Raw genomic sequence first — 26,353 nt, forward strand, 5'->3', positions numbered from 1 at the left:
CGGGCCGTCAACGCGATCACCCAGCCCCGCCACAACACCACCGCGAGCAGTCCGATGACCAGCAGGATGCCTAGCAGCCCGGCTTCCTCCCCCACTACGCTCAGGATGAAGTCAGAGTCACTGACCGGGACAAAGTCGCCTTGGGTTTGTGGGCCGGCGAACAGGCCTTGGCCGGTCAGCCCACCAGAGCCAATCGCCACCCGCGATTGCAGCGCGTTCAACCCGAACCCGGTCGGATCCGCTTCCGGGTCCAGGAACGCCAACAGCCGTTGCATCTGGTAGTCGGCCAACAGGCCAGCAGACACCGCCACCACTGCGACCGCTGCGCCAGCGGCAGCCAGTCCGGTCAACCAGCGCCACGACACGCCAGCCACCAGCAACACCGCGGCCACAATGGCGGTGATGACTAACGCTGAACCGGTGTCGTTGCCAATCAACACCAGCGCGATCGGTGCCGCCGCGAGCGCAAGCGCTTGCACCACTGACCGGTTGTCCGGAGCCGCACTGTCCCGCCCACCAGCCAAAGTAACCGCCAACGCCAGCACCAAACCCAACTTGGCGAACTCGGACGGCTGCAACGTGAATCCCAGCGGCAGCGCCACCCAGGCGCGCGCCCCGGCGATCTCGACCCCTAACGGGGAGAACGCCAACAACACGAAACCCAGCGACGCCAGATACAGCGCCGGCGCCCAGGCCCGCAGCGAGCGGGGCTCCACCCGCGACACCAGGTAACACACCACCAATGCCGCCAGCAGCGACAGCACTTGTCGCCGACCCAACCCGGCACCGCCGGCCGAGGCCACGAACAACGAACCGATCAGTGACAACACCAACGAAGCTCCGGTGAGCACTGGGTCCCACCCGGTCAACCTGCCGCGGGAACGCGACCGCCGCCGGCGAGGATCTGCTGCCGAACTAGGGGAGTTGGGGCCATCGAGCAACGTCATTGCCGCACCCCGGAAATCTTGGGAATGTCTTGCTCAGGTCCCCGACGCGGGAACACTGGTTTGCTGCCAACGCCAAACAACGATTCGTAAATGCCACGCGCTGCCGGTGCGGCGTTCTCTCCGCCAGTGCCACCTTCGGTGATCATCACCACCACGACGTACTGGGGGTCTTGGGCGGGAGCGAACGAGGCGAACCAGGAGGTGGACTGTTTCCCTTCGATCTGCGCCGAGCCAGTTTTGCCGGCAACCGGGAACCGTTGCAATGGGAACCCACTGAACGCTTCGGCAGCGGTTCCGGACTGGGGCACGCCAGTCATCGCGGAACGCAGGAACTTCAATGTGCGCTGCGGCACCTTCACCTGACCGTGATCCCGCGGTGAGATGTCGCGCACTACCTCGCCTTGCTGATCCACCACCGCGCGGGCCGCTGCCGGCACCACCAGGGTGCCACCGTTGCCGATGGCGGCGTAGGCAGCCGCCATCTGAATGGGAGTGACGGTAGTCAAGCCCTGACCGATGGCGGCGTTGATCGCATCCCCTTGCCGCCAGCGTTGACCGGACTTACAGTTCTCCCGATCCAACGCGGTGTAGTAGCGGGCCAACGCCGGATCGGTGCGCCGCAGTTTCGGGTACCCCCGCTTAGCGGCTGCACACCAGGCGTCTTTGCGTTCCTGCCACAGGTCGTATTTGGCGGCTGGACTGGCGACGCTGCCGGTCGCTTCCCCGGGCAGGTCAATGCCGGTGAGTTTCCCCAAACCGAAGGTCTTGGCGGCGCGGGCAATCGGATCCACTTCATCGCTGCCGGCTCGTTCGCCGCCGCCCTTACGCCACAACCGATCACCAGCCCGGTAAAACACGGTGTTGCAGGAGACCTCAATGGCACGACGCAACGAGATGTAGCCGTAGGCCTCACTGTTGAAGTTGGTGAACTTGCGACCACCGGCCTGATACGAGGCAGGACAGTCGTAGCTGTCGGTCAGCGAGTAGCCGCTGCGTTGCATCGCGGCAACAGTGATCGGTTTGAAGATCGAGCCCGGCGGCAGTTGCCCCTGCACCGAATAGTCGACCAGCGCTCCGGCTCGTGACAGTTCTCGGTAGTCCTCGGTGGCGATTCCGCCCACCCAGTCACGCGGGTCGTAGTCCGGTTGTGACGAGATCGCCAGGATCCGGCCGGTATCCGCAGCCAACACCACCGCAGCACCGGTGGCTTTGCGGCTGCCGGTGCGAGCCAGCGCGTTAGCGAGTTCGCGTTCCACTCGTTGTTGCAGGTCCACATTGATGCTGGTGACCAAGTTATTGCCGGGGACGGCTAGTTCCACCTGCTCCTCGCCCACCGCCTGACCGCTGGTGTCTACGACCACGCGCCGCTCACCGGGGACGCCGCGCAAGTCAGCGTCGTACTGTTGCTCCAAACCGCTGCGGCCGATCCGGTCTGCTGAGGTCAACGTGTAACCCGCAGCCTCGGCGGCAGTCATATCTTCCGGGCTGGCCTCCCCCAAATGACCGAGCAGGTGACCGGCGGTGACGCCCGTGAACGGGTAGCTGCGGCGAACGGTAGCCACCACCCGCAGCCCGGGGTAGCGCTGCGGGTTCTCAGCGATACCGAGCAGGTGCTGCTCATCACCGCTGCCGCTGGCGATGACCACTGCCGCCGCAGGGCTTCCATCGTCGCAGATGGGTCGCGGCGGAGCATCCGGTTCGACGCAGGAAATCAGCCGCCGCTTCACCTGCGAGCGGGTCATCCCCAACGCGGTTGCTGCCTCCGCCAGCATCGCCGCACCCTCGTCCGGCTGCTCAGCGAGAGCCTGCCGATCCACGGCCAACGCAGCCTGCGGACTGTTCCCCACCAGCGGTTTACCGGACATGTCCACGATCAGGCCGCGGGGGGCGGGGTCCGGCAACTGCCGGGTGCGGGCGGTTTCGGCAGCACCGGCGAGGTCAGGCCCGCGCACCAGGGTCAGTTGCACCGCCCGCAGCGCCAGCGCAGCCAACAGGGCAGCCAGCAGCACACCCAGGATCAGCAGTCGAGTATTTGATCGGGCCAGCACAGGTCACCCCGTCGGCACTGCTGGTCGGCGGCGCGACCGGCGCCCGGGGACGAAACGACGCAGCAGCCACGCCACCGCCGGGGCCAGCGCTAACCCGACGACCGTGACCCCGACGACGAACCAGAGCAACCAACTCGCCGGTGCTACTGGATCACCGAGTAACCAGAACAACGCTTGCACCAGCAGCCAGGTGAGTGCGGCGATCCCGGCCAGTAGCCCGGCGACTTGCGCCGGTGCTAACCCGCGCGGATCGGGAACTCGACCCGCGAGCGTTCCCGCCACCAACAGCGCCAAGGCCGAGACGCCCAAGGTCGTCGCGGCGGGCGGGAAAACGTCGAGCAGTAGACCGGCACTGAAACCGGCCACCGCCCCGGACGTGCTGCCACCGGCGAGGCCGATCGCGATCACCATCGCCAGCGCAATGCCGACCGGTGGGCCGGGCAGCGGCAGCCGGGCCGCCAGCAGAGTTTGCGCCAACACGGCCGCGACCACCAACAGACCCATGGTCAGGTACTGGTATTGCCGGGGAGTCACTGCGCCTCCCCAATCTGTTGGGCGCCGTCACCGTCGGCGAGCAGGATGTTGACTTCGTCCAAGCTGGTCAAGTCAACGGCGGGGGTGACGGTAATGCTGCGGTCCAGCGAACCAGGCTCTCCAGTCACGGTGCCGACCGACCCCGCTGCTAGTCCGGGTGGGAACGGGCGCCCTCCGGGTGACCCGACGGTGACGAGACGTTGGTCGGGTTTGATTTGCACCAGCGGGTCGAACAGTTCCAACTGCAGCTCGGCGCCTTGGGTAGCACCGGAGACCAGTGCGAGTTCGCGGGAGTCGCGCACACGCACCGCCACCTGACTGTCGGCATCGTTGATGAGTTGCACCGTGGCAGTGCTGCGGCTGACGTCGGTCACCCGACCGACCAGGGCACCGCCGGACAGGACCGCGGTGTCGGCAACGACGCCGTCGTTTCGGCCAGCACCAACGGTGATCCGGGTGCGGGAATACGCCGGGCCGGCCGCCACCACCGCTGCCGTCACCGTCGCCAACTGCTCCGGGGCCGGGCTATCGCGTCGCGCCAACTGCTCTTCCTGCTGGTCCAACCGCAGCAGCAGTTCCGCTTCCCGCCGCTGCGCGGCCGCCAGTTCCTGCTGTACCTGTTCTGGATTTTGCCGCTGGGCTGCCAGGTCGGGCACCGCACCCAGTGCGGAATCAGCCCAACTTTGCAGCGGTCCGCCGACCGCCATCCCCGCTTGCCGCAAATAGCCGGTGGCGCTGCCTTGTAAGTCCAACAACATCAGCGACACCGCAACTAGCCCCAAGACCAGCACTGTGACTGCGAGCGGACGTCGGCGTCGCCGGTGCACCGGGGCTGACTCCCGCTGAACTGGCGTGGCCTCGATACCGCCCCGTACCGCCACCGGTTACCGCCTCGGCCGGTTCATGAGTAGCGGTTCCAGGGCAGAAAACTCCTCCACACAACGGCCGGCACCTCGCACCACGCAGTACTGCGGATCGGGGGCGACGCGCACCGGCATCCGAGTTTCGTGGTGCAACCGCTCTGCCAAGCCCGCCAGTTGAGCACCGCCGCCGGTGAGCACGATGCCGCGATCCATCACATCACCAGCGAGTTCCGGTGGGGTGCGATCCAGGGTGGTGCGCACCGAATCGATGATGCCGGTCACCGGACCGTCGAGGGCGTCGCGGATGTCGCGAGCGCTGACCACGACGGTGCGGGGTAGGCCGCTGACGAGGTCTCGACCGCGAATCTCGGCGTCTGGTTCCTCCGGGATCGGGTAGGCCGACCCGACGCTGGTTTTAAGTCGCTCGGCGGTCCGCTCCCCCAGCAGCAACGAGTACTCCTTCTTGAAGTACTGGATGATGGCGTCGTCCATGGCGTCGCCACCGACACGGGCGGACAGGCTGACCACCACGCCACCGAGGGAGATGACGGCGACCTCGGTGGTGCCACCCCCGATATCGACGACCATGCTGCCCGCTGCCTCGTACACCGGCAGACCTGCCCCGATCGCGGCTGCCATCGGCTCTTCGATCAGGAACACTCGACGAGCGCCGGCGGAGTAGCCGGCGTCTTCTACCGCCCGACGTTCCACTCCGGTGATGCCGGAGGGCACACACACCACGATCCGTGGTTTCGCCAGCGCCCGGCGCGGCTGTGCGCGCTGAATGAAATGACGCAGCATGTCTTCGGTGGCTTCAAAGTCAGCGATCACGCCTTGGGACAACGGTCGAGTGACCTGCACTTCGCCGGGGGTCCGGCCCAGCATGTCCTTGGCCCGGGCGCCGACCGCAATCACCGCGCCGGAGGCGTCGTCGAGGGCCACCACGCTGGGCTCGTCGAGGGCGATGCCGCGTCCTTTGACGTAGACGAGCGTGTTGGCGGTGCCGAGATCGACCGCGAGATCGCGGCCCATGACGACATTCTCGAAGCCCATGGCTACCCCAAACATGTCCACCGTGGACATTTCCCAACGTGTGACGCGCCCCAACCCGAAGCGTCAGGCCGCCACTCTACTTCGCGATTCGCCGCAGCGGAAGGAGACTTCCGGACTTCCCGCGAACTTGCTGCCGGACCGTCCCGCTACAGGTTCGGGAAGAAGATCCCGATCTCGCGCGCTGCCGACTCCGGGCTGTCGGAACCGTGCGCCACGTTGAACTGCATTTCGGTGGCAAAATCACCTCGGATGGTGCCAGGGGCAGCGTCGGCGGGGTTCGTCGCACCCATCATGGTGCGCCACGACGAGATGGCCGCTGGCCCCTCGATGACTCCGGCCACCAACGGCCCGCTGGTGATGAACTCCACCAACTCACCGAAGAACGGCTTGTCGCGGTGCTCGGCGTAGTGCTCACCGGCGGTTTCGGCGTCGATGGTGCGCAGATCCAGCGCGACCAGGGTGAACCCTTTGCGCTCCAGCCGGGCCAGAACCTCCCCCACGAGGCCGCGGGTCACGCCATCAGGCTTGATCAGGATCAGGGTGCGCTCAGTCATGGTTCTCCTCAGTCACGGTGCCGGCATCGCTGGCATTGTTCGGCTCAGCCATTGTGCCGGTAGCGTCGGCTTGGGCTGCGGCCGCCTCTCGTTCTGCCTTGATCTGATCGACACGGCCACCTAGTCGTATGCCGGTGAAGTACAGCGCCGCGAAGATCAACGCCATGATCCCCAACATCGGCACCCACAGTCCCGAGATCAACGCCACTGCCTGCACCGACCAGCCCAGCCACAGCCCCGCCGGGGTGCGCATCAACGCCAGAGCCGCCAACGTCAGCACGCTGGCAATGGCGAAGATGGTCCAGGCGGTGTCGGCGGAGACATCGGAGACGTTAATGGCGACCGGGATCGCCAACGCCAACACGATCCATTCGAAGGCAAGAACTGCCGAACACAACACCCTCACGGCTGACCCTCCGCCCACACGGCCGCGTCGGCTGCGGTGACCACCGAGCCGCACGCCAGGACGGCACCAGCCCGCTCACGTGCCAACTGCTCCGCCGACGAGAGGGCTTGCTCCAGCTCCGGGATGATCACCACTCGATCCGAGCCGAAGATTTCGGTTGCCATTTCGCCCACCTGCTCCGCCGATGCCGATCGGGGGGAACTGTTGCGGGTGGCGACCAGCAGCGGGGCCACTGGTTCTAGCGCCTGCAACATTCCGCGGAGGTCCTTGTCGGCCATCGCCGCGAACACCACGGTGAGGTCGGTGAAAGTGTAGGAGTCCTGGAGAGCCGCCGCGAGAACGTGTGCCGCGGCCGGGTTGTGAGCGGAGTCCACCAAGATGGTGGGGTTGCGGTGCACGGCCTCCAGCCGACCTGGGCTGGTGACGCCGCCGAGGCTGGCTGCTACCTCCCCGGACAGTGGCAACCCCTCAACCAGTAACGCTTCGACCGCCGCCAACGCCACCGCCGCGTTCTCGGCCTGATGCTGACCAATCACCGGCAGGAAGATCTCCGGGTAGCGACCTTCGACACCAAACAGGTCCAAAACCTGACCACCGAGAGCGACCGCGCGCGAATCGATGCCGAAATCTTCGCCGAAGACCCGCATCTGGGCGCCTACTTCTTCACAGCGTTCCCGCACGACTGCCAACGCTTCCGGCTGCTGCGGGCCGACGACCGCGATCGCGCCAGGTTTGATGATCGCCGCTTTCTCCGCGGCGATAGCGGTGATGGTGTCCCCCAAGATGCCGACGTGGTCGAGGTCGATGGGGGTGATCACCGCGACTCGCCCGTCGGCCACGTTGGTGGCGTCCCAGCGACCGCCCAGTCCCACCTCCAATACCGCCACGTCCACTGGCGCGTCCGCGAAGGCCGCGAAGGCCACACAGGTCAACGCTTCAAAAAAAGTCAAAGGCGGTTGTCCCGCCTCTTCTTCTCGCTGGTCGATGATGTCCAGCAGCGGCCGGATTTCTTCATACGCAGCGACCAAGGCCGCTGCACTGATGTCTTCGTTGTCCAGACAGATCCGCTCGGTGACGGACCGCAAGTGTGGGCTGGTGAACCGGCCGGTGCGAATCCCGGCTGCGGTTAGTAACTGGTCAACCATGCGACTAGTCGAGGTTTTGCCATTAGTGCCGGCCACGTGCAGAACCTGCATCGTGCGTTGCGGGTCACCCATGAGTTCCAGCACGGCCGCGACTCGGTCCAAGGTGGGAACCGGGTCGGTTTCCGGTTGCCGGTCCAATAACTCGTCGAGGATGTCATCGAGTTCGGGTAACTCTGCTTGTTCCAGCACCTCCGAAGTCTATGCCACCGGCAGGTCAACGGCCGATTTGTACCTCCGCACCCGCCGCGGCATAGCCAGAGTTGGCAATCGGGATGCAATCAAGGGCCCGGTTGCAGCAGGATTCCGGTGTGATGCAGTACGTGGGCGCCATCGCCCACAACGTCTTCCACGTCGACCGGGCCCGGTTCCGCCGATGGTCGGCGCTGCGGCGTGCTGTCATGGTGATGGCCATCCTGATCACGGTCAGTGTGATCGCCAACCCGCAGCTGGGAAGTCTGGCCGCCTCGATGGGGCTGTTTGTGGGTTTACAAGACCGCGCTACTGACCCACCGGCTTTCACGGTGAAGATCATGGTGCTGGAAACGGCTGCCATCACCGTGGTGGTCGCGGCGGCTGCGGTGACGACTGGACCGGCCGTTCCGGCGGTACTGATCGTGTTGGCTGCCTATGCCGCAGGTGCGCTGGCTGGCCGGCAGCCGGCGTTGAGCCGGCTGTTCGCCGACATCGTGACCATGACGGCCTTTCTGGCATTAACCGAAAGTCAGGGGTACTTGGACTTGTGGGCAGTTCCAATCCTGCTGGCGGCTGGCCTTTCCCAGGCGTTGTTTACCTGGCTGGCTTCCCCCTGGCAGGCGGATCTGGTGGAACGTCGCCCGCTCGCTACCGCGATGCGGCGAGTAGCCGATCACTTGGCGGACGCCACCGAGCGCAGCAAATCCGGAACCGGACAGGCGGCGGAGAATGCGCTGGCGGAAGCAGACCGGGCGCTGCGGCGGTCGGACTTGGGCCGGGAACGCAGTTTTGAACTCCATGAATTACTGCTGCAAACGGAAGCGCTACGACAGGAAGCTTCCGCGATCCGGGCGCAAACTCTTTTCGCCACCGACTCTCCGCGGGGCAAGGGCCTTACCGAAGCGATCGACACCTCGGTCGCGCTGCTAGATGCGGTAGCGACGCTGCTGGAACGGACTGGGGCCAGCCCCCGGGTGCGGACCCAGGTGCAGCGGCAGTTGCGCGAGATCGCAGCGGAGCGAGAGCGAGCCGCACGCATGGTCGCCGATGACTCCTACTCACTCCTGGCTCGGTCGGTGGCGATGGAAGCCCGCGACATCGCCATCCATGTCGAGCGACTGACGCAAGCCCGACTGCAACGGACGCGAGAGGTGGAACCGGTCTTTACCGGCATGCGCGAACTGTTCCGACCGCATCGGTGGGACATCAAAAGCGGGATGCGACTCGCTTTTGCCGCTGTTGCTGGTCTGGCCATCGCGCAACTACTCGATCTGACCTACGGGTACTGGGTGGCGGCCACGGCGGTCGCCCTACTGCGTCCCGCACAAAGTGCCGTCAGTGCCGAAACCATTGCGCGAGCACTCGGTACTGCGGCTGCGGTTGCAGTGGTCGTTCCGATGGTGTTAATCGCTAACGACCGAACCACGATCGCTTTGGTCTTCGTCGCCCTGCTCACGATTTCGGTGTTCATCGTGGTGTCAGCCAATGCTGGCCTCTACGCAATGGCCATGGCGTCGTGGGTGGTGTTGACCAAGTCGCTGGCCGCTAGCGGTGGGCTCAGTGCCCAACAAGTCGTGCTGGATCGGTTCCTGGACACCTTGATCGGCTGTGCGCTGGTGATCGTGCTGGTGTTGCTCGTGCCGCTGGGATCCCCGAATAGCCTGCGACGGGAACTGCGCGACTACGCCGACGCAGTATCGGTATGGCTTAGTTCGTTGGCGGATCTCGTGGGCGGGCGATCCGCCGGTGCGGCGGCCGCGGCACGCCGGGCCCATCATCGGCTGCGGGACTACCGGGTTCCAGTGCAACATCACCTCCACGTTCTCGAACTCGATCCGCTGGGACCGGGGTTCGCTAAGACCGACGGGCAACGAATGTTCACACGGATTCACAGCGTTGAACGGGCTGCCGGTGCAGCAGCGACGCTGATGCGGGATGGCACTGACCACTCTCGTCGCGGCCAGCACTTGGCCGAGCAGGCCACCGCCGACATGCACACAACTGCGAAACTCCTGGCTGGTGGTACCGCCACGAATCCCAGCCAACTAGAGCCGTGGCATGAGGACCCCGACTCACCCAGCGGACCGCTAGGTGACCTGCTGTTGGTCGTGGCGCGGGAGTCTCGGGGCGCCGCCCTCACCGCAGCAGAACTGTCCAGCAAATATTCGCTGCCGAACTAGGCAGCGATAACTGACACCGGTTTGAGCCCCACCTCACTCGACACCGGGCACCATACGTTTCGCGGCGCTGCGGGCAGCGTGACATCCGGGCTAGGCCGGCAGCATAGAATCAGGCACTATGACCCACACCCTTTCTGACACTCAGGTCGCCATGCCCGATCGCCCCTCACTTGAAGGGCTAGAGGACAAGTGGGAAGCGAACTGGGAGCAGGAGCAGCTCTACCGGTTTGATCGCAGTCGCGACCGATCGCAGATCTACAGCATCGACACCCCGCCGCCGACGGTCAGCGGGTCGCTGCATGTGGGTCACGTGTTCTCCTACACGCACACCGACTGCATCGCGCGCTATCAGCGGATGCAAGGCAAAGCTGTGTTCTACCCGATGGGGTGGGACGACAACGGCCTGCCCACGGAGCGTCGAGTGCAGAACTACTTCGGTGTCCGCTGCGACCCGAGCCTGCCCTACGACCCGGACTTCAGTCCGCCGGAAAAGCCCGACCCGAAACGGCAACTTCCAATCAGTCGCCGCAACTTCGTGCACCTGTGTGAGCAACTCACCGAAGAGGACGAGAAGGAGTTCGAGGCACTGTGGCGTCATCTGGGCATCAGCGTGGACTGGACCCAGACCTACCAAACGATCGACCGCAACGCTCGACTCACCTCGCAGTTGGCCTTCCTGCGCAACCTGGAACGAGGCGAGGCTTACCAGAGTGAAGCACCCACGCTGTGGGATATCACCTTCCGCACCGCTGTCGCCCAGGCAGAGTTAGAGGATCGCGAACGACCCGGCGCCTACCATCGAGTTTCCTTCCACCGCCCCGACGGTGAGCCGGTGTTCATCGAAACCACTCGCCCCGAACTGTTAGCAGCATGCGTTGCGCTGGTCGCGCATCCCGACGATGAGCGTTACCAAGGGTTGTTCGGCAGCACTGTCACCACTCCAGTGTTCGGTGTGGAGGTGCCGGTGGTGGCGCATCCTTTGGCAGACCCGGAAAAGGGCTCCGGCATCGCCATGATCTGTACCTTCGGCGACACCACCGACGTGACCTGGTGGCGGGAACTCGACTTGGACACCCGGCCGATCATTGGCTGGGACGGTCGGGTCTCACGCGAAGTGCCAAGTTGGATCACTGGTGAGGCCGCACAAACCGCCTACGAGAAGTTGGCGGGGGCCACTGTGTTCACCGCCCAAAAGAACATGGTGGAGTTGCTGCAAGAAAGCGGCGACCTACATGGTGAACCGCGACCGATCACCCACCCGGTGAAGTTCTTCGAAAAGGGCGAACGGCCGCTGGAGATCGTGACCACCCGGCAGTGGTACCTGCGCAACGGCGGCCGCGACGACGAGCTGCGCGAGCAGTTGATCCAGCGTGGTCGCGACCTGAACTGGCATCCAAACAACATGCGGGTCCGCTACGAGAACTGGGTGTCCGGACTCAACGGTGACTGGCTGATTTCCCGGCAACGTTTCTTCGGTGTGCCGATCCCGGTGTGGTACCGCCTCGATGACAGTGGCAACCCCGACTACGACCATCCGATCGCCCCCACCCGAGCTGAACTCCCGGTTGATCCGTCATCGGATTGTCCGGCCGGTTTCACCGAAGAACAACGCGGTGAGCCGGGCGGCTTCATCGGCGACCCCGACGTGATGGACACCTGGGCAACCTCCTCGCTCACCCCGCAGATCGCCGGTGGCTGGGCCACCGACGAGGACCTGTGGCAGCGGGTGGCGCCGATGGATTTGCGGCCACAGGCCCACGAGATCATCCGCACTTGGCTGTTCTCCACGGTGGTGCGCTCCCACTTGGAGGACGACCGGCTGCCCTGGTCGGATGCCGCCATCTCCGGATGGATTCTGGATCCAGACCGTAAGAAGATGTCGAAGTCCAAAGGCAATGTAGTCACCCCGATGGGGTTGTTGGAGAAACATGGTTCTGACGCGGTGCGCTACTGGGCGGCCAGCGGCCGACCGGGCACCGACACCGCCTTCGATGAAGGCCAGATGAAGATTGGTCGCCGACTGGCGATCAAGCTTCTGAACGCGTCGCGGTTCGTGCTGTTGTCGGCACCCGAGCTGGTGGCGGCCGCTCCGACGCAGCCGCTGGATTTGGCGATGCTGGCTGGGCTGCGTGACGTCGTGGAACGCGCGACCGCTGAGTTGGACGGCTACAACTACACCAAGGCGCTAGAGGCCACTGAGACCTTCTTTTGGACATTCTGTGACGACTATCTGGAGTTGGTGAAGCAGCGGGCCGGTGACGATCAGGATCCCGCTGCCCGCGACTCCGCTCGCGCAGCGCTACGAGAAGCGCTGGCGGTGCTGCTGCGTCTGTTCGCCCCGTTCCTGCCGTTTGTGACCGAAGAGGTATGGAGTTGGTGGCAAACAGGTTCGATTCACGCCCAGTCGTGGCCGACACCGGCGGAATTGCCGGGTGCTGAGGCTGGCGACGCGCAAACCCTGACCGACGTCGGCGTCGTGCTGAGCGGGATTCGGAAAGCCAAGAGCGAAGCGAAGGTGGGGATGCGCACGCCAGTGCTGCTGGCCAGTGTCACCGGCCGGGAAGCGACCTTGGACCGAGTGCGTTCCGCCAGCGACGATCTAGCCGCTGCTGGCCGGGTGGCGGAACTGAAGTTAACCGCCAGCGAGGCAGAGTTGTCGGTGGAGCAGGTGGATCTAGATCTTGAGCCCTGAGCTGTTCCGGGACACCCCTTGATGAGCCGCTAACCCGGCGCAGAACCACTCGAACTGGGGTTTGTGGGCTGTCACGGGCTTTTCTGGCCTGCTGAATCAGGCGGCGGCGTGCGCCAAAGACCAAATTTGTTCAAGAATGTCGTAGCAGGCGCCGATCACTAGTGACACTATTTCAGTAGGCAGTGGATAGGAGTCGCCATGACTGAGTGGCAGCAAGGGACGCAGCAGCCCATGACCCCCGGAGCACAACCAGTTCCCGGTGCGCCCGTGGCCCAGCCGCAACCGGCCGCCTACCCGCAGCAGCCCGCCGCACAACCAGCCGCCTACCCGCAGCAACCTGCCACACAACCAGCCGCCTACCCGCAGCAACCCGCCGCCTACCCGCAGCAACCCGCCGCCTACCCGCAGCAGCCCGCCGCACAACCAGCCGCTGCCCAGCCCGAGCCTACGGTGGCTTACCCGGAACCCCCGGCCGGCTACTCACTGACTCTGCCCGCCGAGCAGGCGGCACCCGCGGACCTGCCCGAGCCACCCCCCGGCTACACATTGACCCCACCGGATGCACAGCCCAAGCCTGGCGCCGCTTCAGCCATTCCACTGGCACGCGACATCAACAGCGTGAGCGTAGCGATCATGCCGGGAGTTCCGCTGCCGGATTGGATTGATCGCGGCCAACTGGCCGAGATCCTGGCGCCAGCCCTCGACAACGCTCAGCAGTACCCGGTGGTTCATCCCGTTCCTGGCTTCCAGACCGCCGACGGTGGCGTCACTGCCGGCACTGGTCTGCCGCTGCCCAACCCGGCGCAGCGCAACGAGCACCCGATGGGTCCAGTGACCTGGGGCGCCCCTGCACCTGCTACACAGCCACAGCCGATGTCGGCCGCGGCCCCAGCAGCAGCCGTTGCTGCACCAGTTGGCCCACCCGCTGTGGAGCAGTTCGATTGGCTGTTGCAGCCAGAGAGTCCCAGCTACCAGCGGATCCCCGACTACGCGCCACCCCCCGGGATGCCCGCCGTACCGGTGCCTCCTGCGGGCTACTACCTGCCGGCCGCGACACCTGGCGCAGCCGTGGACTCACAGACCCCCATTACTGCACCTCCTGCGGGCTATTACCTGCCAACAGCAGCCGCTGCGGGCATGGGTGATTCCGAGGTCCCGGTACCGCCGCCGCCGGAAGGCTTCTACATCGCGGCTGAGGTGAATCCGAGTGTACCGATGGGTACTCCGATTCCGCCGCCACCGGAGGGCTACTACGTTCCCGACACCTACCCCGCTGGCGAGTTCGTCGGCGCTGGCTCTCGCTGATCCGATCTCGGATTCGTAACCACCCCCAGTAGGGCGATGTAGCCGAAAATACTGCGCCTACCGTGAGCGTTACTGGGTGCGGCCACGTGGCCATGGGGATTGGGTCCTGGGATTTCTACACCCCAGGGCTGGTTGCTTTCGGACTCGCCTGATCAGGCTGACAGCCGACTCACGCGGTAGCGCTCTCCCCCGAATCGGCATCGCGCTTGCGCCGCGGCGTAATCTCCCGCGGCTGAATCACCGGAGTCTCCCGCTCCAACACCGTCTTCTCGGTAATCACGACTTTGGCGATGTCCTTACGGCTGGGAACGTCGTACATGACGTGCAGCAGGATGTCTTCCAGGATGGAACGCAAACCGCGAGCACCCGTTCCTCGCTCGATTGCTAGGTCAGCAATGGCCTGCAGAGCATTGGTATCGAAGTCCAGTTCCACGCCGTCGAGTTCAAACAGTCGCTGGTACTGCTTGGTGAGTGCGTTGCGGGGCTCGGTGAGCACCTGAACCAACGCTTCTTGGTCCAGCGCGCTGACCGAGGTGGTAACCGGTATCCGTCCGATGAACTCGGGGATGAGCCCGAATCGCAACAGATCTTCTGGCATCACCTGACTGAAGACATCAGCCTCATTTGCCTCTTCTTCTTGCTCAGCCAACTGATGGTGGGTGAAACCGATCGGCTTGGAACCGATGCGGGACTCAATCACCTGATCCAGACCAGCAAAGGCGCCACCGACAATGAACAGAACATTGGTGGTGTCGATCTGAATGAACTCTTGGTGGGGGTGTTTGCGACCACCTTGCGGCGGAACCGATGCCTGGGTGCCTTCCATGATCTTCAGCAACGCCTGCTGCACACCTTCGCCCGACACATCCCGGGTGATCGAGGGATTCTCGCTCTTGCGAGCGATCTTGTCGATCTCGTCGATGTAGATGATGCCTGACTCGGCCTTCTTGACGTCGTAGTCAGCAGCCTGGATGAGCTTCAGCAGAATGTTCTCAACATCCTCGCCGACATAGCCCGCCTCGGTCAGCGCGGTCGCGTCCGCAATGGCAAACGGAACGTTGAGTCGCCGAGCCAGCGTTTGCGCCAACAGCGTCTTGCCGGAACCCGTCGGCCCCAGCAGGAGGACGTTGGACTTCGCCAACTCCACTGACTCATCCCGGGGTCGCTCCCGGTCACTGTTCTGCAGCCGCTTGTAGTGGTTGTAGACCGCCACCGACAACGTCTTCTTGGCGTTGTCTTGCCCAATCACGTATTGATCGAGGAAATCGAACAGATCGCGAGGCTTGGGCAAGTCCTCCATCGAGGCACCAGCGGTCTCGGTGAGCTCCTCTTCGATGATCTCGTTGCACAGATCAATGCACTCATCGCAGATGTAGACGCCAGGGCCAGCGATCAGTTTCTTAACCTGCTTTTGGCTCTTGCCACAGAAGGAGCACTTCAGCAGATCACCGCCATCGCCTACACGAGCCACTGCCGCCTCCCTCCTGCGTCGGACCCACTGTCGGGACCGACATCCCTAATGACATCCAGAAATCCTCTGGAAGTCCCAACGGGAATAGTCTGCCACGCATTCCCGAACTACGACGTTTAGAGTCGGCGCGGTTTGCCTTCGTGATGGGAACGCAACCTAGCTAGGAGCGCCCGTCGGCTCCGCCTTACGGGAACTGATCACCTGGTCCACGAGGCCGTACTCCTTGGCATCGGCCGCGGTCAGAATCTTGTCCCGCTCGATGTCGCCACGGACCTGTTCCGCAGTGCGCCCGGTGTGGTGGGCCAAAATGCCCTCCATCTCGGAACGCATCCGCAGAATCTCGTTCGCCTGAATCTCGATATCGGAGCCCTGCCCCTGACCCTCGGAATAGGGCTGGTGGATCAGGATCCGGGCGTGGGGCAAGGCAAACCGCTTTCCGGGCGTTCCGGCCGCTAAGAGGACGGCAGCCGCGGAAGCCGCTTGGCCCAGACACACGGTCTGGATCTGTGGCTTGACGAACTGCATGGTGTCGTAGATCGCCGTCATCGCGGTGTAGGAGCCACCGGGTGAGTTGATGTAGATGGAGATATCACGGTCGCTGTCCATTTGCTCTAGGCAGAGCAACTGCGCCATCACGTCGTCGGCGGAGGCATCATCAATCTGTACCCCGAGGAAGATGATTCGTTCCTCGAACAGTTTGGTGTAGGGATTGTGCTGCCGCTCGATGCCGCCAGAGCCGCGCTCACGGAACTCCGGCAGGATGTAGCGTCCGGTTATGGTGCTCATGCGGTGCCGCCCTCTCCGGTGACGTCACTGGCGCTGGCCACTACTTGGTCAACGAATCCGTAATCTTTGGCCTCGTCGGCGGTGAACCACCGGTCCCGGTCAGAGTCGGCCTCGATAGCGTCGAGATTTTGACCGGTGTGCTCAGCGATGAGTTCAGCCATCTTTTTCTTGGTGTAGAGCATCTGCTCCGCCTGAATCTTGATGTCCGACGCAGTACCGCCGATGCCACCCGAGGGCTGGTGCATCATGATCCGCGCATGGGGCAAGGCGTAGCGCTTGCCAGGCGCCCCGGCGCACAGCAGGAACTGACCCATGGAGGCAGCGAGCCCCATGCCGACAGTTGCCACGTCGTTGCGGACGTACTGCATAGTGTCGTAGATCGCCATGCCGGCAGACACTGAGCCACCAGGCGAGTTGATATACAAGAAAATGTCCCGCTCGGAATCCTCCGCCGCCAACAGCAGAATCTGTGCGGCGATGGTGTTGGCCATCTGATCCTCAACAACCGAGCCGAGGAAAATGATCCGCTCCTTGAGCAGTCGCTGATAGATGCCTTCGTCAAGCCCCAAACCACCTGGTTCCCGACCGCGGGAATCAGGCAACTCCGGCCCGAATGCGCCATGCCCGTTCAAGCTGGCCTCCGATCAATAGCGTCGTGGTCTGTAGAACAGTAACGCTATTGCCGCGAGTTCATTGCCGACGCTCCCCCCGTTTCGCGCTGGGCACAATCTGATCCGCAAAATCGGTCCGAGTTGGCGTGGGGACACACTGGGACCGCCTGGGTGGTTCTGTCGGGCAGCGGATTGACCGTAGCGATTTCGCTCGGGTCGAAGTTGTCAAAGTGGCGGGCAGCAGCGACCCACGAGATGGGGTCGTGTCCGATCACTGCGGTTGGCGCTCGTCATCGCTGATAGCGAGCACCAGCGCTACCCAACGGCGCTAGCCGGATGCGGGTTATTTGTCCTCGTCCTCGGCGTCTGCATCAACTTCGTCGTCAGCGTCAACAGCCACGTCATCGTCGGTCTCCTCGTCGGCCGACCTAGGATCCAACTGGCTGATATCGATCTTTTCGCCGTTGGTGTCAACGATGTTGGCCTCTTGCAGTACGAATGCCATAGCTTTGCTGCGGCGAACCTCCGCCACCGCCATGGGCACCTGCCCTGCCTCAACCAACGCCTGCGCCAACTGATCCGGATTCATGCCATACCGGGGAGCCTGCATGACCAGCCATTGGCTCAGTTCAGCCTCGCCAACAGCCAGATCTTCCTCGTCAGCGATGCCGTCCATCAGGAACTGCATCTTTAATGCCTCACGGGCGTTGGCCTCAACTTCAGCGCGGTGATTGTCATCGTCGCCACCAGGGTGGTCTTCATGATCCTCGAAGTGCGAGTCCACTTCGGCCTGCACGATTCCCTCCGGCACCGACACCTCGAAGGCTGCTAGCAAGTCCTCCTGCAGCTTGGCTCGCGCCGCGGCACCGCGGTCGGCCAGCAACGAACGCTGCAGTTGCTCCTGCAAGCCGCCACGCAGTTCATCGAGGGTGTCGAACTCACTGGCCATCATGGCTAGTTCATCGTCCAGCGGCGGAAGCACCTTCTCACGTACTGCCTTGACCGCCACCTTGACCGTAAGCGGCTTACCCTCGTACTCCCCGAACTCGGGGGTGAAGGTGAACTCGGAGTCGTCACCAGCAGACTTGCCAGTGACTGCATCGTCGAGGCCGGGGAGGACGCCGTCTTTGCCGATTTCGTAGGACATGGCTTGCGCGGACAGATCGTCGATCTGCTCACCCTCGAACTCGCCAGCGATGTCGATGAGGAGCACGTCGCCTTCTGCGGCGGCCCGATCCACCTCGTTGAAGGATCCGAACCGCGAGCGCAGGTTGTCCAACTCCTCGGCGATGTTCTCGTCGGTGACCTCCAGCGGATCGACCTCGACCTGCAGCCCCTTGTACTCGGGGAGTTCGAATTCCGGCCGGATATCGACCTCAGCGACGAACGCGATCTTTTCGCCATCTTCGATCTCGGTGACCTCGACCTGTGGCTGACCCAACGGCACGATTTCCGCCTCGCGGATCGCCTCCTCATAGGCCTCGGGGACTGCGCTGTTGACGACGTCTTCCAACACGGCCCCGCGGCCGATGCGCTGATCAATGATTTGCTGCGGCACCTTGCCCTGACGGAAGCCCGGAATCTGCACCTGCTGGGAAATGCGCTGGTAGGCGTCGTCCAAAGCGTCGGTGAGATCCTCGAACGGAATCTCGACGGACAATTTGACGCGGGTATCGGACAACTTCTCGACGTCGCTTTTCACGGGTCTCCTCACTCAGGTGCCGGTGTAGTCGGGGCGGGGAGATTCGAACTCCCGATCTCCTGCTCCCAAAGCAGGCGCGCTAGCCACTACGCTACGCCCCGGCGGTGTTCTAGTGTACGGGCGGCCAACGCGGCCCATGTTCGGCGTATGGCTACACTGCTAGAGGTTCCGCGGGTGTAGCTCAATGGTAGAGCCTCAGCCTTCCAAGCTGATAGTGCGGGTTCGATCCCCGTCACCCGCTCCAAACAAAAACGCCCCCGCTGTGCTCGGGGGCGTTTTTTTTGGGCTGAATTGGCTGCCGGGGATCGGGAGGAGCAACGCCGTCAGGCGTTTCGACGGCCCCCGTCACCCGCTCCGGAGTTGGGCAGCGAGACGTCCACTTACTGGGTACAGCTGTCGAGGCGGCACCCGCAGGAGACAGTGAATCCCACAGGCAGCACAATCTGGCTATGCGCCTGGTAGCCGCCCCACGCCACCTGTCCAGGAGAAGCCCGTGAAACAGGAGCTGCTCCGCATCGGGGCGTTTCGTCGTATCGTCATCGCCCGCGGCTTCTCTGCCCTGGCGTCTTGGGCTGTAATCCTCGCTAGCAGCTACCTCGTACTACGACTCACCGAAGACCCGGTCGCGGTGGGTGTGTTGGCGCTGGCGAAGGGGCTACCGTCGCTGCTGCTGACCTCCTACGGCGGTTCACTAGCTGATCGCTTCGACCCCACTCGAGTCATCGCGATCTCCTACGCAGTTCGGGCCATCGCGATTGGCGCCTTGGCCGTGGGTTTCTGGCTGGGGGCGGCTGGTCTGGTAGCTATCTACCTAGCTACCGCGGTAGCTGGCTGCGGTGCTGCCCTGGCGAAAGCCAGTGTGGCCGCGCTGGTGGTGGCACCAGTCCCGGAGCATCTCCATGAACGGGCCATCGTGGTGACCAGCCTGATCTACAGTGTGGGCGCCATCATTGGTCCACTGTTCGCGGGAAGCCTGCTGGCTGTCGGCGGGATCGGCACAAGTTTTCTGGTGAGCGCGCTGGCCTTGCTTGTTGTCGCGGGACTGGTACTGGTCGGTATCCAGCTCGACCCGGCCAACCAGCCAACACCCTGCGGCCCAATCAGTGAGGCGCCAGCCCAGCCGAAACTGGCCGACTCCGCAGACACGCTGCAGAGCAACTGGTGGCAGAACCTTCGAGCAGCACTTGCCGATCCGAGATTGCGCCCGGCTTTCGTCGGCGTCGGAATCTTGGCGGCTGGCGCGCTTCCAGTGCTGTCCCTAGCCGCAGTCATCGCCAACCAGTACGGCAAATCCCCGATCCTGTTGGAAATCATCCTCGCTGCCGCTGGCATCGGTGCGCTGCTGTGCAACCTGGTCTTGATGCGAGTCACGATCAACCACGTCCACCGGATTCCGCTGGCTGCTGCCAGTTTCGTGGTTACTGCTATCGCTATCGCGCTAGCTGCCACAGCGCCCACCATTGCCGTCGAAGCGGTGGCGTTTGCGATACTCGCGGCCAGCGCCAACCTGCTGTGGGTGATGATGTCGTCAGTAATCCAAACGGAATCCCCCGCTGCGGCTCGCGGCAGGATGAACGGCATTTTCTACACCCTCGCGTCCGCGGGTACCTCGATCGGTGCCTTGCTGATGGCGGAGTTGATGAATCTGATCGGGGTTCCCAGCGCACTGTTGGCCTACGCGGCGGTGCTGCTGTTGATCGGAGTGATGGCAGCCCTGCGTCGCAACCATCTTGCCCAACCGCAGTAGCTCAGCCGGAACCGGTGGCACCCTTCGGCGTGGTACCGCCGAACTCCCATCTGGGTTGTCGCGCGATACCGTGCGATTGTGTCTGCGCTACTCGCCCCCGATTACACCGAATCGTGTCTGTGGCAACAGCAAGTCACCCCGCCCGCGACCCCCACCGGTGAGGTGCCTGCCGAGGTGGATGTGGTCGTTGTCGGAGCGGGGTATTGCGGCCTGTCCGCCGCAGACACGCTGGCCCAGTTCGGTAAATCCGTTCTGGTGCTGGACCGGGAACCGTTGGGCTGGGGGGCTTCCAGCCGCAACTGCGGCATGGTGTTGCCGGAACTCAAAGCAGGACCAGCCGAGTTGGCGCGTCAGTACGGCAATGTCGGCCCACTGCTCCTTCAGGAGGTCGAACAGGGCTTCGACCACATCGAGGCCCTCGTTAGCGGCGCAGATGGCCGGGGCGGTATCGATTGCGACTACCGCCGTTCCGGCTCGCTGTATCTGGCGCATAGCCCGCGGCACGTCGCCGGCCTGCGCGCGGAAGCGACCAACCGGGCAGCCGCGGGGGAAAATGTCCGGTTCCTCACCGCCGCCGAACTCGGCCAAGAAGTGGGATCAGAGTTATTTCATGGTGGCTTACTGCGGGAGCGTGGCGGCGCGGTGCACCCAGCGAAACTACACGCGGGGCTCGCCGCTCGGGCGCTCGCGAGTGGCGCCGTCATCCAAGATCGCACGGCGGCGGAGTCAATCGGCCGGCGACTGGGTCGATTTACGGTTCGCACTACCCGCGGGATGGTGACCGCGACCGACGTCATTCTGGCCACCAACGGCTACGCGGACCGGGCGACACCAGAGTTGGCTCGTCGAGTGCTGCCCATCGGCTCCTACATCATCGCAACCGAGGTCTTGCCTGACGACGTACAGCGGTCACTAGCCCCGGGCAATCGGATGATGTTCGACACCAAGAACTTTCTGTACTACTGGCGACTGACGCCAGACGGACGGTTAGCTTTCGGTGGCCGCCGCAGTCTCGATCCGGTGGAGGTCGTCGTTGCCCGGGACTTTCTCTACGACGCGATGCTGCAGGTCCACCCGCAACTGACAGGTACCCCGATTGAATACGCCTGGGGTGGCAACATCGCCGCCACCGTGGACCGGATGCCGCACGTCGGGCGCATCGACGGCGCTTGGTACGCCACCGGCTGCAATGGCTCTGGGGTAGCAACGAACACCTGGCTTGGCCACCAGCTCGGCATGACGGTAGCTGGGGCTGCCAGCCCACCCGCTTTTGCCCAGTTACAGCATCGAGCACTACCGCTTAAATCGCTGAGTCCGGCCTACCTGCCGCTGGTCGGTCGCTGGTTTGCTCGGCAAGATCATCGGTAACTTTCCTGTTCCCGGTGTCCTCGCCAGCCTTCGGCAGTCGAACGTGGCACTATGCCTAGCGGGAGGCACAGATGAATACAGCCAACATCACCCGGGCTGAAGCGGCGGAAAGGTCCCGGGAGATTGCGGTCGAGTCCTACCAGGTCGAACTAGACCTGACTACCGGCGACGAGACATTCCGCAGCACGACGATCGTGCGGTTTTCCGCAACGACTGACAGCACCTGGCTCGATCTGATCGCGCCCAACCTGATCGAAGTGACGCTGAACGACCAACAGGTGCCGGTGACGGATTTTGATGGCCATCGTATTCAACTGTCTGGATTGACCCAGACCAACATAGTTCGGGTCGTCGCGGACTGCGCCTACATGAACACCGGCGAGGGGCTGCATCGCTTCGTCGATCCAGTAGACGACGAGGTGTATCTATACACCCAGTTCGAAACCGCAGACGCCCGCCGAATGTATGCCTGCTTCGAACAGCCCGATCTGAAAGCAACGTTCGCACTCACCGTCAGCGCACCCGACCATTGGCAGGTCATTTCCAACTCGGTCACGCCAGCGCCAGCCGCGATCAGCGATAACACCGCACGGTGGCAGTTTGAGCCCACACCGGTGATGTCCACCTACATCACCGCCCTAGTCGCCGGGCCTTACCACGTGGTTCGTGACAACTATCAGGGCAAGGGCGGGGACTACCCGTTGGGAATCTTCTGCCGCAACAGCCTGGCCGAACATCTGGACAGCGACGAGATCCTCGATATCACCAAAAAGGGGTTCGCGTTGTTCGAGGAGGTCTTCGAGTTGCCCTACCCGTTCGGCAAATACGACCAACTCTTCGTTCCAGAGTTCAACGCTGGTGCCATGGAGAACGCGGGCTGCGTCACGTTCCGGGAGGACTACATTTTCCGCGGACGAGTCACCTACAGCGCCTACGAGCAGCGGGCCAACACCATCCTGCATGAGATGGCGCATATGTGGTTCGGCGATCTGGTCACGATGAAGTGGTGGGACGACCTGTGGTTGAACGAGTCATTCGCCGAGTGGGCGGCGACGTTCGCCTCAGTTCGAGCGACTCGGTTCACCGATGCTTGGAACAGTTTCGCCGTGCTGCGCAAAGCCTGGGCCTACCGGCAAGATCAGTTGCCGTCCACTCATCCGATCGCCGCAGACATGACCGACCTCGACGCGGTCAGAGTGAACTTCGACGGCATCACCTACGCCAAGGGCGCTAGCGCGCTCAAACAACTGGTGGCATGGGTCGGTGAAGAGGAATTCCTTGCTGGCGTGCGTGCCTATTTCGCCGAGTTCGCCTGGCGCAATACTGAACTGCACGACCTGCTGGGCCATCTGGAATCCACGAGTGGCCGGGACCTGAGCAAGTGGACGCAGGAATGGCTGCAAACCAGCGGCGTCAACCTGTTGCGACCGCAAGTGACTGTGGGACCTGATGGCTGCTTTACCGAAGTAGCGATCACCCAGGAGCCGCCGAGCACTCCGGCAGGCCTGCCTGCCACGCTGCGGCAACACCGGATCGGTATTGGGCTGTACTCGCTGGTAGACGGACAGCTGCGCCGCAGCAGATTCCTCGAGGTGGACGTTATTGGCGAACGTACTGAGATCTCCAAGCTGGTCGGGGAAACTCAACCGGACCTGCTGTTGATCAATGACGGCGACTACACCTTCGCCAAGATCCGCCTGGACGAGCGCTCACTGGTCACGGCTCGGCAGTGGATCGGCAAGATCGACAAGGCGCTGGCGCGCACCTTGATCTGGGGAGCGTCGTGGGATATGACCCGCGATGCTGAGATTCCCACCAGCCAATTCTTAGATCTACTGCATTCCGGCATCGTCAGTGAACCGGATGTCGTAGTGATCGAAACGCTGCTGCGGCAGGCCACGTCCGCCATCGAACAGTTTGCCGATCCCGAACAACGCGCCAACTACCGCAGCGATCTCGCGGAGTTGCTCTGGCAGGCGGCCCGCAACGCAGAGTACGGCAGCGATCATCAGCTGGCGTTCGTTCGCGGGTTCAGCGCACTCGCACGCACCGAGTCGCAACTGAAGCGCATCGCGGAGTTATTGCACGGCGAATACACACTGTCGGGACTCGCCATGGACGACGAGTTGCGCTGGCGGCTCATCATCACATTGGCGGCTGGCGGAGTTGCGGCTGACGAGTTGATCGCAGCGGAACTACAACGCGATGACACCGCGACCGGTCGCCGCCGGGCTGCCACCGCGAGTGCAGCGCGTCCCACCGCCGAAGCCAAAGCGACCGCCTGGCACCAGATGGTGTCGGACGACACTGTGCCTAATGCCATCCAAGAAGCGTTGATCGCTGGGTTCGTACAATCGGAACAGGAGCACCTCCTCGAGGAGTACGCGCAACGCTACTTCGCTGAAGCGGCGCAGGTCTGGCAGCAGCGCACCCCCGAAACTGCAGCAACGATCACTGCGATGCTGTATCCGCACTGGCAGGTCTCGGAAAAAACGGTCGCGGCAGCAGATTCGCTGCTCGCCCAAGACGATGTACATCCGGCGGCGCGGCGGCTCATCTCCGAGGGCCGCGACGGCACCCTACGAGCATTGCGCGCCCAAGCGCGGGATCGCGAATAGCCACACTGACCACCCACCGCACCCGCTAGGAGCGATGCCGAACTGCCGCTGCAATTCGCGTGGCCAGCGGATGATCGACAAGGTCTGCCAGCAGCACTGGCCCCCCGTTAGCGTCCCCTAGCGGGATGCTCCAGTTGGGATATTCCCGTTCCGTACCGGGCTGGTTTTGGATCCGACTGTCGCCAGTCAGATCGGGCAGGTTCACGCCCAGCAAGCGAGCGGGGCTAGCAGCCGCCAACTGATATAGCGCTACCACTTCGTCTGCCAAGGTGTCACCGTCGTGATACCAGCCGCGTTCCGCCAACATTCGACGCCAGGCCGCCAGTTCCTGCTCTTGATCCCGCCACTCGTCGTTGACGGACCTGGCCAGCAGGTTGAGTTCCGATCGCACTCTGATGTGTTCTCCGGCGATGTAGCCAGCGGTCGGGGGCAGGTCATGCACGGTCACGCTGAGCAGTTCGTCTTGCCGCCACTGTTCCGGCTGCTCAATGTGGTCACCGTCGCGTTCGAACCACAGCACCCCGACGCCCAGAATCCCGCGGTCCTGCATGTCATCACGAATCCAGTCGGCGACGGTGCCCAGATCCTCACCGATGAGCATGGCCCCCACGCGGCTGGCCTCCAGCATCAAGATGCCGACCATAGCTTCGTGGTCCATAGCCACGTAAGTGCCCTGGTAGGGCTTCATCCCTTCCGGGATCCACCACTGCCGGTATAGACCCAAGATGTGGTCGACGCGCAGACCACCTGCGTGCCGCAGCACCTCGCGGAGCATGTTGCGGTACGGGATGTATGCGGCTTCGGCGAGGGCATCTGGATTCCATGGTGGCTGCGCCCAGGTCTGCCCCAGTTGGTTGTACATGTCCGGGGGCGCCCCCACGGCCACGTCTCCAACGAGTCGGTCACGCAGCGACCAGGAATCCGCGCCTTCACTGTGCACCCCGACCGCCAGATCGTGCATGATGCCGATGGACATCCCCGCGGACCTGGCAGCAGCCTGGGTGCTGGCGAACTGTTGATCCAGTTGCCACTGCAGCCAGGAGTAGAAGATCACCCGGTCTTCCAACTCGGCGAACTGGGCGGTGACATCAGCTGAACGCACCCGCTGCAACGACTCTGGCCACTCGTGCCAGTCCGGCCCGTGTACTTCACTCAACGCGCACCACAGCGCGAAGTCCTGCAGCCCGACACCGCCGCGTCGGATGTATGCCTGGAACTCAGCGTTCCGCTCCACGGATGTCTTCGCCTGCCAGACAATTTCGAGGGCGGCCTTTTTGACTTCCCAGAGTTGATCTCGATCGAGTAGATCCGCAGAGTCATTCAACGGCCGTACTTTTTCGAACAGGGCATCGACTCGTCGCTGATCGGCGGGTGCGAGCCCCTGATATTCCGGAATCTGTTGCACTCGTAGATAGAGCGGACTGGCGAATCTGCGGGTGGCGGGTAGGTAGGGCGACGGCTCCACTGGGTCGACTACGCCAGGAGCGTGCATTGGGTTAACCAAGACGAACCCAGCCCCCCATTCCCTGCCGGTCACCTCGGCGAGCTCTTTGAGATCGGCCAGATCACCCATGCCCCAGGAGTCGCTGGATCGCAACGAGTACAGCTGGGCCATCGCGCCCCACTCGCGGTCGACTTCCGGCATGCGATCAGGGACCACAACTAGCGGGGACTCAGTCGTGCCGCTGGCAACGATTGCTCGCAACTCATGCCAGCCGGTAGGCAGACCAGCGGGCAATTCGAAGATCATCTCGGTTATCTGCTGCCCGTCAACCTCCCGCATCGCGGCGTCCACTTCCAACTGCGCAAGCGGGAATTCTTGCTCCGTTTCGGAGACCACCACTAGTTGCACCGACTCACCTTGCGGGATATGCACCCACACCCGTCCGGTCCGCGACTGCCGATGCACGAACACCGGCGGCAACGCACGGCGCCAATCTCGCAACTCTCGTTCGTGGATCGCGTGACTGATGTCGGCCGGGGTATCCACCGGGACACCTAGTGCCGCTAGCACCGCAACGACGGTTTCGGAGTCAATGATTTTGCGCTCACCTGCCTGATCGATGTACTCCAAGGAGATGCCGTACATCTCGGCCAACGTGGCGAGGTCACCTTCGACGATGTCAGTCAT

At 63.5% G+C, this 26,353-nt stretch carries 19 protein-coding genes and 2 tRNA genes; 7 read left to right on the forward strand and 14 right to left on the reverse strand.

Annotation, left to right across the window (positions count from 1 at the left end; all coding sequences use genetic code 11):
• From K0U62_00580 to K0U62_00615, 8 genes are all read right to left on the reverse strand, one after another.
• Window positions 1-947: FtsW/RodA/SpoVE family cell cycle protein (locus K0U62_00580; protein ID MCH9800011.1), on the reverse strand; the 947-nt coding region annotated here is incomplete at its 3' end.
• On the reverse strand, window positions 944-2,995 hold the full coding sequence (mrdA, locus tag K0U62_00585) for a penicillin-binding protein 2 (protein ID MCH9800012.1): 2,052 nt from the start codon (window positions 2,993-2,995) through the stop codon (window positions 944-946). The genes mrdA and K0U62_00580, both read right to left, overlap by 4 nt.
• A 3-nt stretch (window positions 2,996-2,998) precedes the next feature.
• Window positions 2,999-3,529 carry a hypothetical protein gene (locus K0U62_00590; GenBank protein MCH9800013.1) on the reverse strand — a complete coding sequence of 177 codons (531 nt, stop codon included), beginning with the start codon at window positions 3,527-3,529 and terminating at the stop codon, window positions 2,999-3,001.
• The gene (locus tag K0U62_00595) at window positions 3,526-4,410 is read right to left on the reverse strand and encodes a rod shape-determining protein MreC (protein ID MCH9800014.1); all 885 of its coding nucleotides are present in this window, start codon (window positions 4,408-4,410) and stop codon (window positions 3,526-3,528) included. Before K0U62_00595 ends, K0U62_00590 begins: the two co-directional genes overlap by 4 nt.
• Window positions 4,411-4,413: 3 nt before the next feature.
• Window positions 4,414-5,445 carry a rod shape-determining protein gene (locus tag K0U62_00600; protein ID MCH9800015.1) on the reverse strand — a complete coding sequence of 344 codons (1,032 nt, stop codon included), beginning with the start codon at window positions 5,443-5,445 and terminating at the stop codon, window positions 4,414-4,416.
• Between the two features lie 146 nt (window positions 5,446-5,591).
• On the reverse strand, window positions 5,592-5,999 hold the full coding sequence (ndk, locus tag K0U62_00605; GenBank protein ID MCH9800016.1) for a nucleoside-diphosphate kinase: 408 nt from the start codon (window positions 5,997-5,999) through the stop codon (window positions 5,592-5,594).
• A complete protein-coding gene (locus K0U62_00610; protein ID MCH9800017.1) occupies window positions 5,992-6,405 on the reverse strand; it encodes a DUF4233 domain-containing protein in 414 nt (137 codons plus the stop codon). The genes ndk and K0U62_00610 overlap by 8 nt, the downstream gene beginning before the upstream one ends.
• On the reverse strand, window positions 6,402-7,739 hold the full coding sequence (locus K0U62_00615) for a dihydrofolate synthase (protein MCH9800018.1): 1,338 nt from the start codon (window positions 7,737-7,739) through the stop codon (window positions 6,402-6,404). Before K0U62_00615 ends, K0U62_00610 begins: the two co-directional genes overlap by 4 nt.
• Window positions 7,740-7,858: 119 nt before the next feature.
• On the opposite strand from K0U62_00615, the gene K0U62_00620 reads away from it, so the two are divergent.
• From K0U62_00620 to K0U62_00630, 3 genes are all read left to right on the forward strand, one after another.
• Window positions 7,859-9,922 (forward strand): FUSC family protein, encoded by a 2,064-nt coding sequence (locus K0U62_00620; protein ID MCH9800019.1) that lies wholly within the window; start codon window positions 7,859-7,861, stop codon window positions 9,920-9,922.
• Window positions 9,923-10,073: 151 nt separating this feature from the next.
• Window positions 10,074-12,614, forward strand: coding sequence for a valine--tRNA ligase (gene valS, locus K0U62_00625; protein MCH9800020.1), 2,541 nt, complete (start codon window positions 10,074-10,076; stop codon window positions 12,612-12,614).
• 198 nt (window positions 12,615-12,812) lie between these two features.
• Window positions 12,813-13,919, forward strand: a complete 1,107-nt coding sequence (locus tag K0U62_00630; GenBank protein ID MCH9800021.1) for a hypothetical protein — start codon at window positions 12,813-12,815, stop codon at window positions 13,917-13,919.
• 169 nt (window positions 13,920-14,088) lie between these two features.
• On the opposite strand, the gene clpX is transcribed toward K0U62_00630, so the two are convergent.
• The 5 genes from clpX to K0U62_00655 all read right to left on the reverse strand — a co-directional run bounded on the left by clpX (window position 14,089) and on the right by K0U62_00655 (window position 18,590).
• Complete coding sequence (clpX, locus tag K0U62_00635) at window positions 14,089-15,390, reverse strand: ATP-dependent Clp protease ATP-binding subunit ClpX (protein MCH9800022.1); 1,302 nt, start codon at window positions 15,388-15,390, stop codon at window positions 14,089-14,091.
• Window positions 15,391-15,546: 156 nt separating this feature from the next.
• Window positions 15,547-16,176, reverse strand: a complete 630-nt coding sequence (locus K0U62_00640; protein MCH9800023.1) for an ATP-dependent Clp protease proteolytic subunit — start codon at window positions 16,174-16,176, stop codon at window positions 15,547-15,549.
• The gene (locus K0U62_00645) at window positions 16,173-16,778 is read right to left on the reverse strand and encodes an ATP-dependent Clp protease proteolytic subunit (protein MCH9800024.1); all 606 of its coding nucleotides are present in this window, start codon (window positions 16,776-16,778) and stop codon (window positions 16,173-16,175) included. The genes K0U62_00640 and K0U62_00645 overlap by 4 nt, the downstream gene beginning before the upstream one ends.
• 352 nt (window positions 16,779-17,130) lie before the next feature.
• Window positions 17,131-18,489 (reverse strand): trigger factor, encoded by a 1,359-nt coding sequence (tig, locus tag K0U62_00650; GenBank protein MCH9800025.1) that lies wholly within the window; start codon window positions 18,487-18,489, stop codon window positions 17,131-17,133.
• Between the two features lie 28 nt (window positions 18,490-18,517).
• A tRNA-Pro gene (locus tag K0U62_00655) sits at window positions 18,518-18,590 on the reverse strand.
• Between the two features lie 69 nt (window positions 18,591-18,659).
• Between K0U62_00655 and K0U62_00660 the strand changes: the two genes are divergently transcribed.
• From K0U62_00660 to pepN, 4 genes are all read left to right on the forward strand, one after another.
• Window positions 18,660-18,733: transfer RNA gene (locus K0U62_00660), tRNA-Gly, on the forward strand.
• A gap of 249 nt (window positions 18,734-18,982) precedes the next feature.
• Window positions 18,983-20,236 (forward strand): MFS transporter, encoded by a 1,254-nt coding sequence (locus K0U62_00665; GenBank protein ID MCH9800026.1) that lies wholly within the window; start codon window positions 18,983-18,985, stop codon window positions 20,234-20,236.
• A gap of 78 nt (window positions 20,237-20,314) precedes the next feature.
• Window positions 20,315-21,604, forward strand: a complete 1,290-nt coding sequence (locus K0U62_00670; protein MCH9800027.1) for an FAD-binding oxidoreductase — start codon at window positions 20,315-20,317, stop codon at window positions 21,602-21,604.
• Between the two features lie 71 nt (window positions 21,605-21,675).
• Complete coding sequence (gene pepN / locus K0U62_00675; protein ID MCH9800028.1) at window positions 21,676-24,222, forward strand: aminopeptidase N; 2,547 nt, start codon at window positions 21,676-21,678, stop codon at window positions 24,220-24,222.
• Between the two features lie 25 nt (window positions 24,223-24,247).
• Here pepN and malQ read toward each other — a convergent pair whose 3' ends face one another.
• Window positions 24,248-26,353 carry a 4-alpha-glucanotransferase gene (gene malQ / locus K0U62_00680; GenBank protein MCH9800029.1) on the reverse strand — a complete coding sequence of 702 codons (2,106 nt, stop codon included), beginning with the start codon at window positions 26,351-26,353 and terminating at the stop codon, window positions 24,248-24,250.

Source organism: Actinomycetes bacterium (assembly GCA_022599915.1).
Classification (GTDB): domain Bacteria; phylum Actinomycetota; class Actinomycetes; order S36-B12.

What these genes read in the sequence shown, in the direction of transcription:
- K0U62_00600 (MCH9800015.1), bottom strand. Translation starts at nt 5,445, where the DNA reads ATGGGCTTCGAGAATGTCGTCATGGGCCGCGATCTCGCGGTCGATCTC.
- ndk (MCH9800016.1), bottom strand. Translation starts at nt 5,999, where the DNA reads ATGACTGAGCGCACCCTGATCCTGATCAAGCCTGATGGCGTGACCCGC.
- valS (MCH9800020.1), top strand. Translation starts at nt 10,074, where the DNA reads ATGCCCGATCGCCCCTCACTTGAAGGGCTAGAGGACAAGTGGGAAGCG.
- K0U62_00630 (MCH9800021.1), top strand. Translation starts at nt 12,813, where the DNA reads ATGACTGAGTGGCAGCAAGGGACGCAGCAGCCCATGACCCCCGGAGCA.
- K0U62_00640 (MCH9800023.1), bottom strand. Translation starts at nt 16,176, where the DNA reads ATGAGCACCATAACCGGACGCTACATCCTGCCGGAGTTCCGTGAGCGC.
- pepN (MCH9800028.1), top strand. Translation starts at nt 21,676, where the DNA reads ATGAATACAGCCAACATCACCCGGGCTGAAGCGGCGGAAAGGTCCCGG.
- malQ (MCH9800029.1), bottom strand. Translation starts at nt 26,353, where the DNA reads ATGACTGACATCGTCGAAGGTGACCTCGCCACGTTGGCCGAGATGTAC.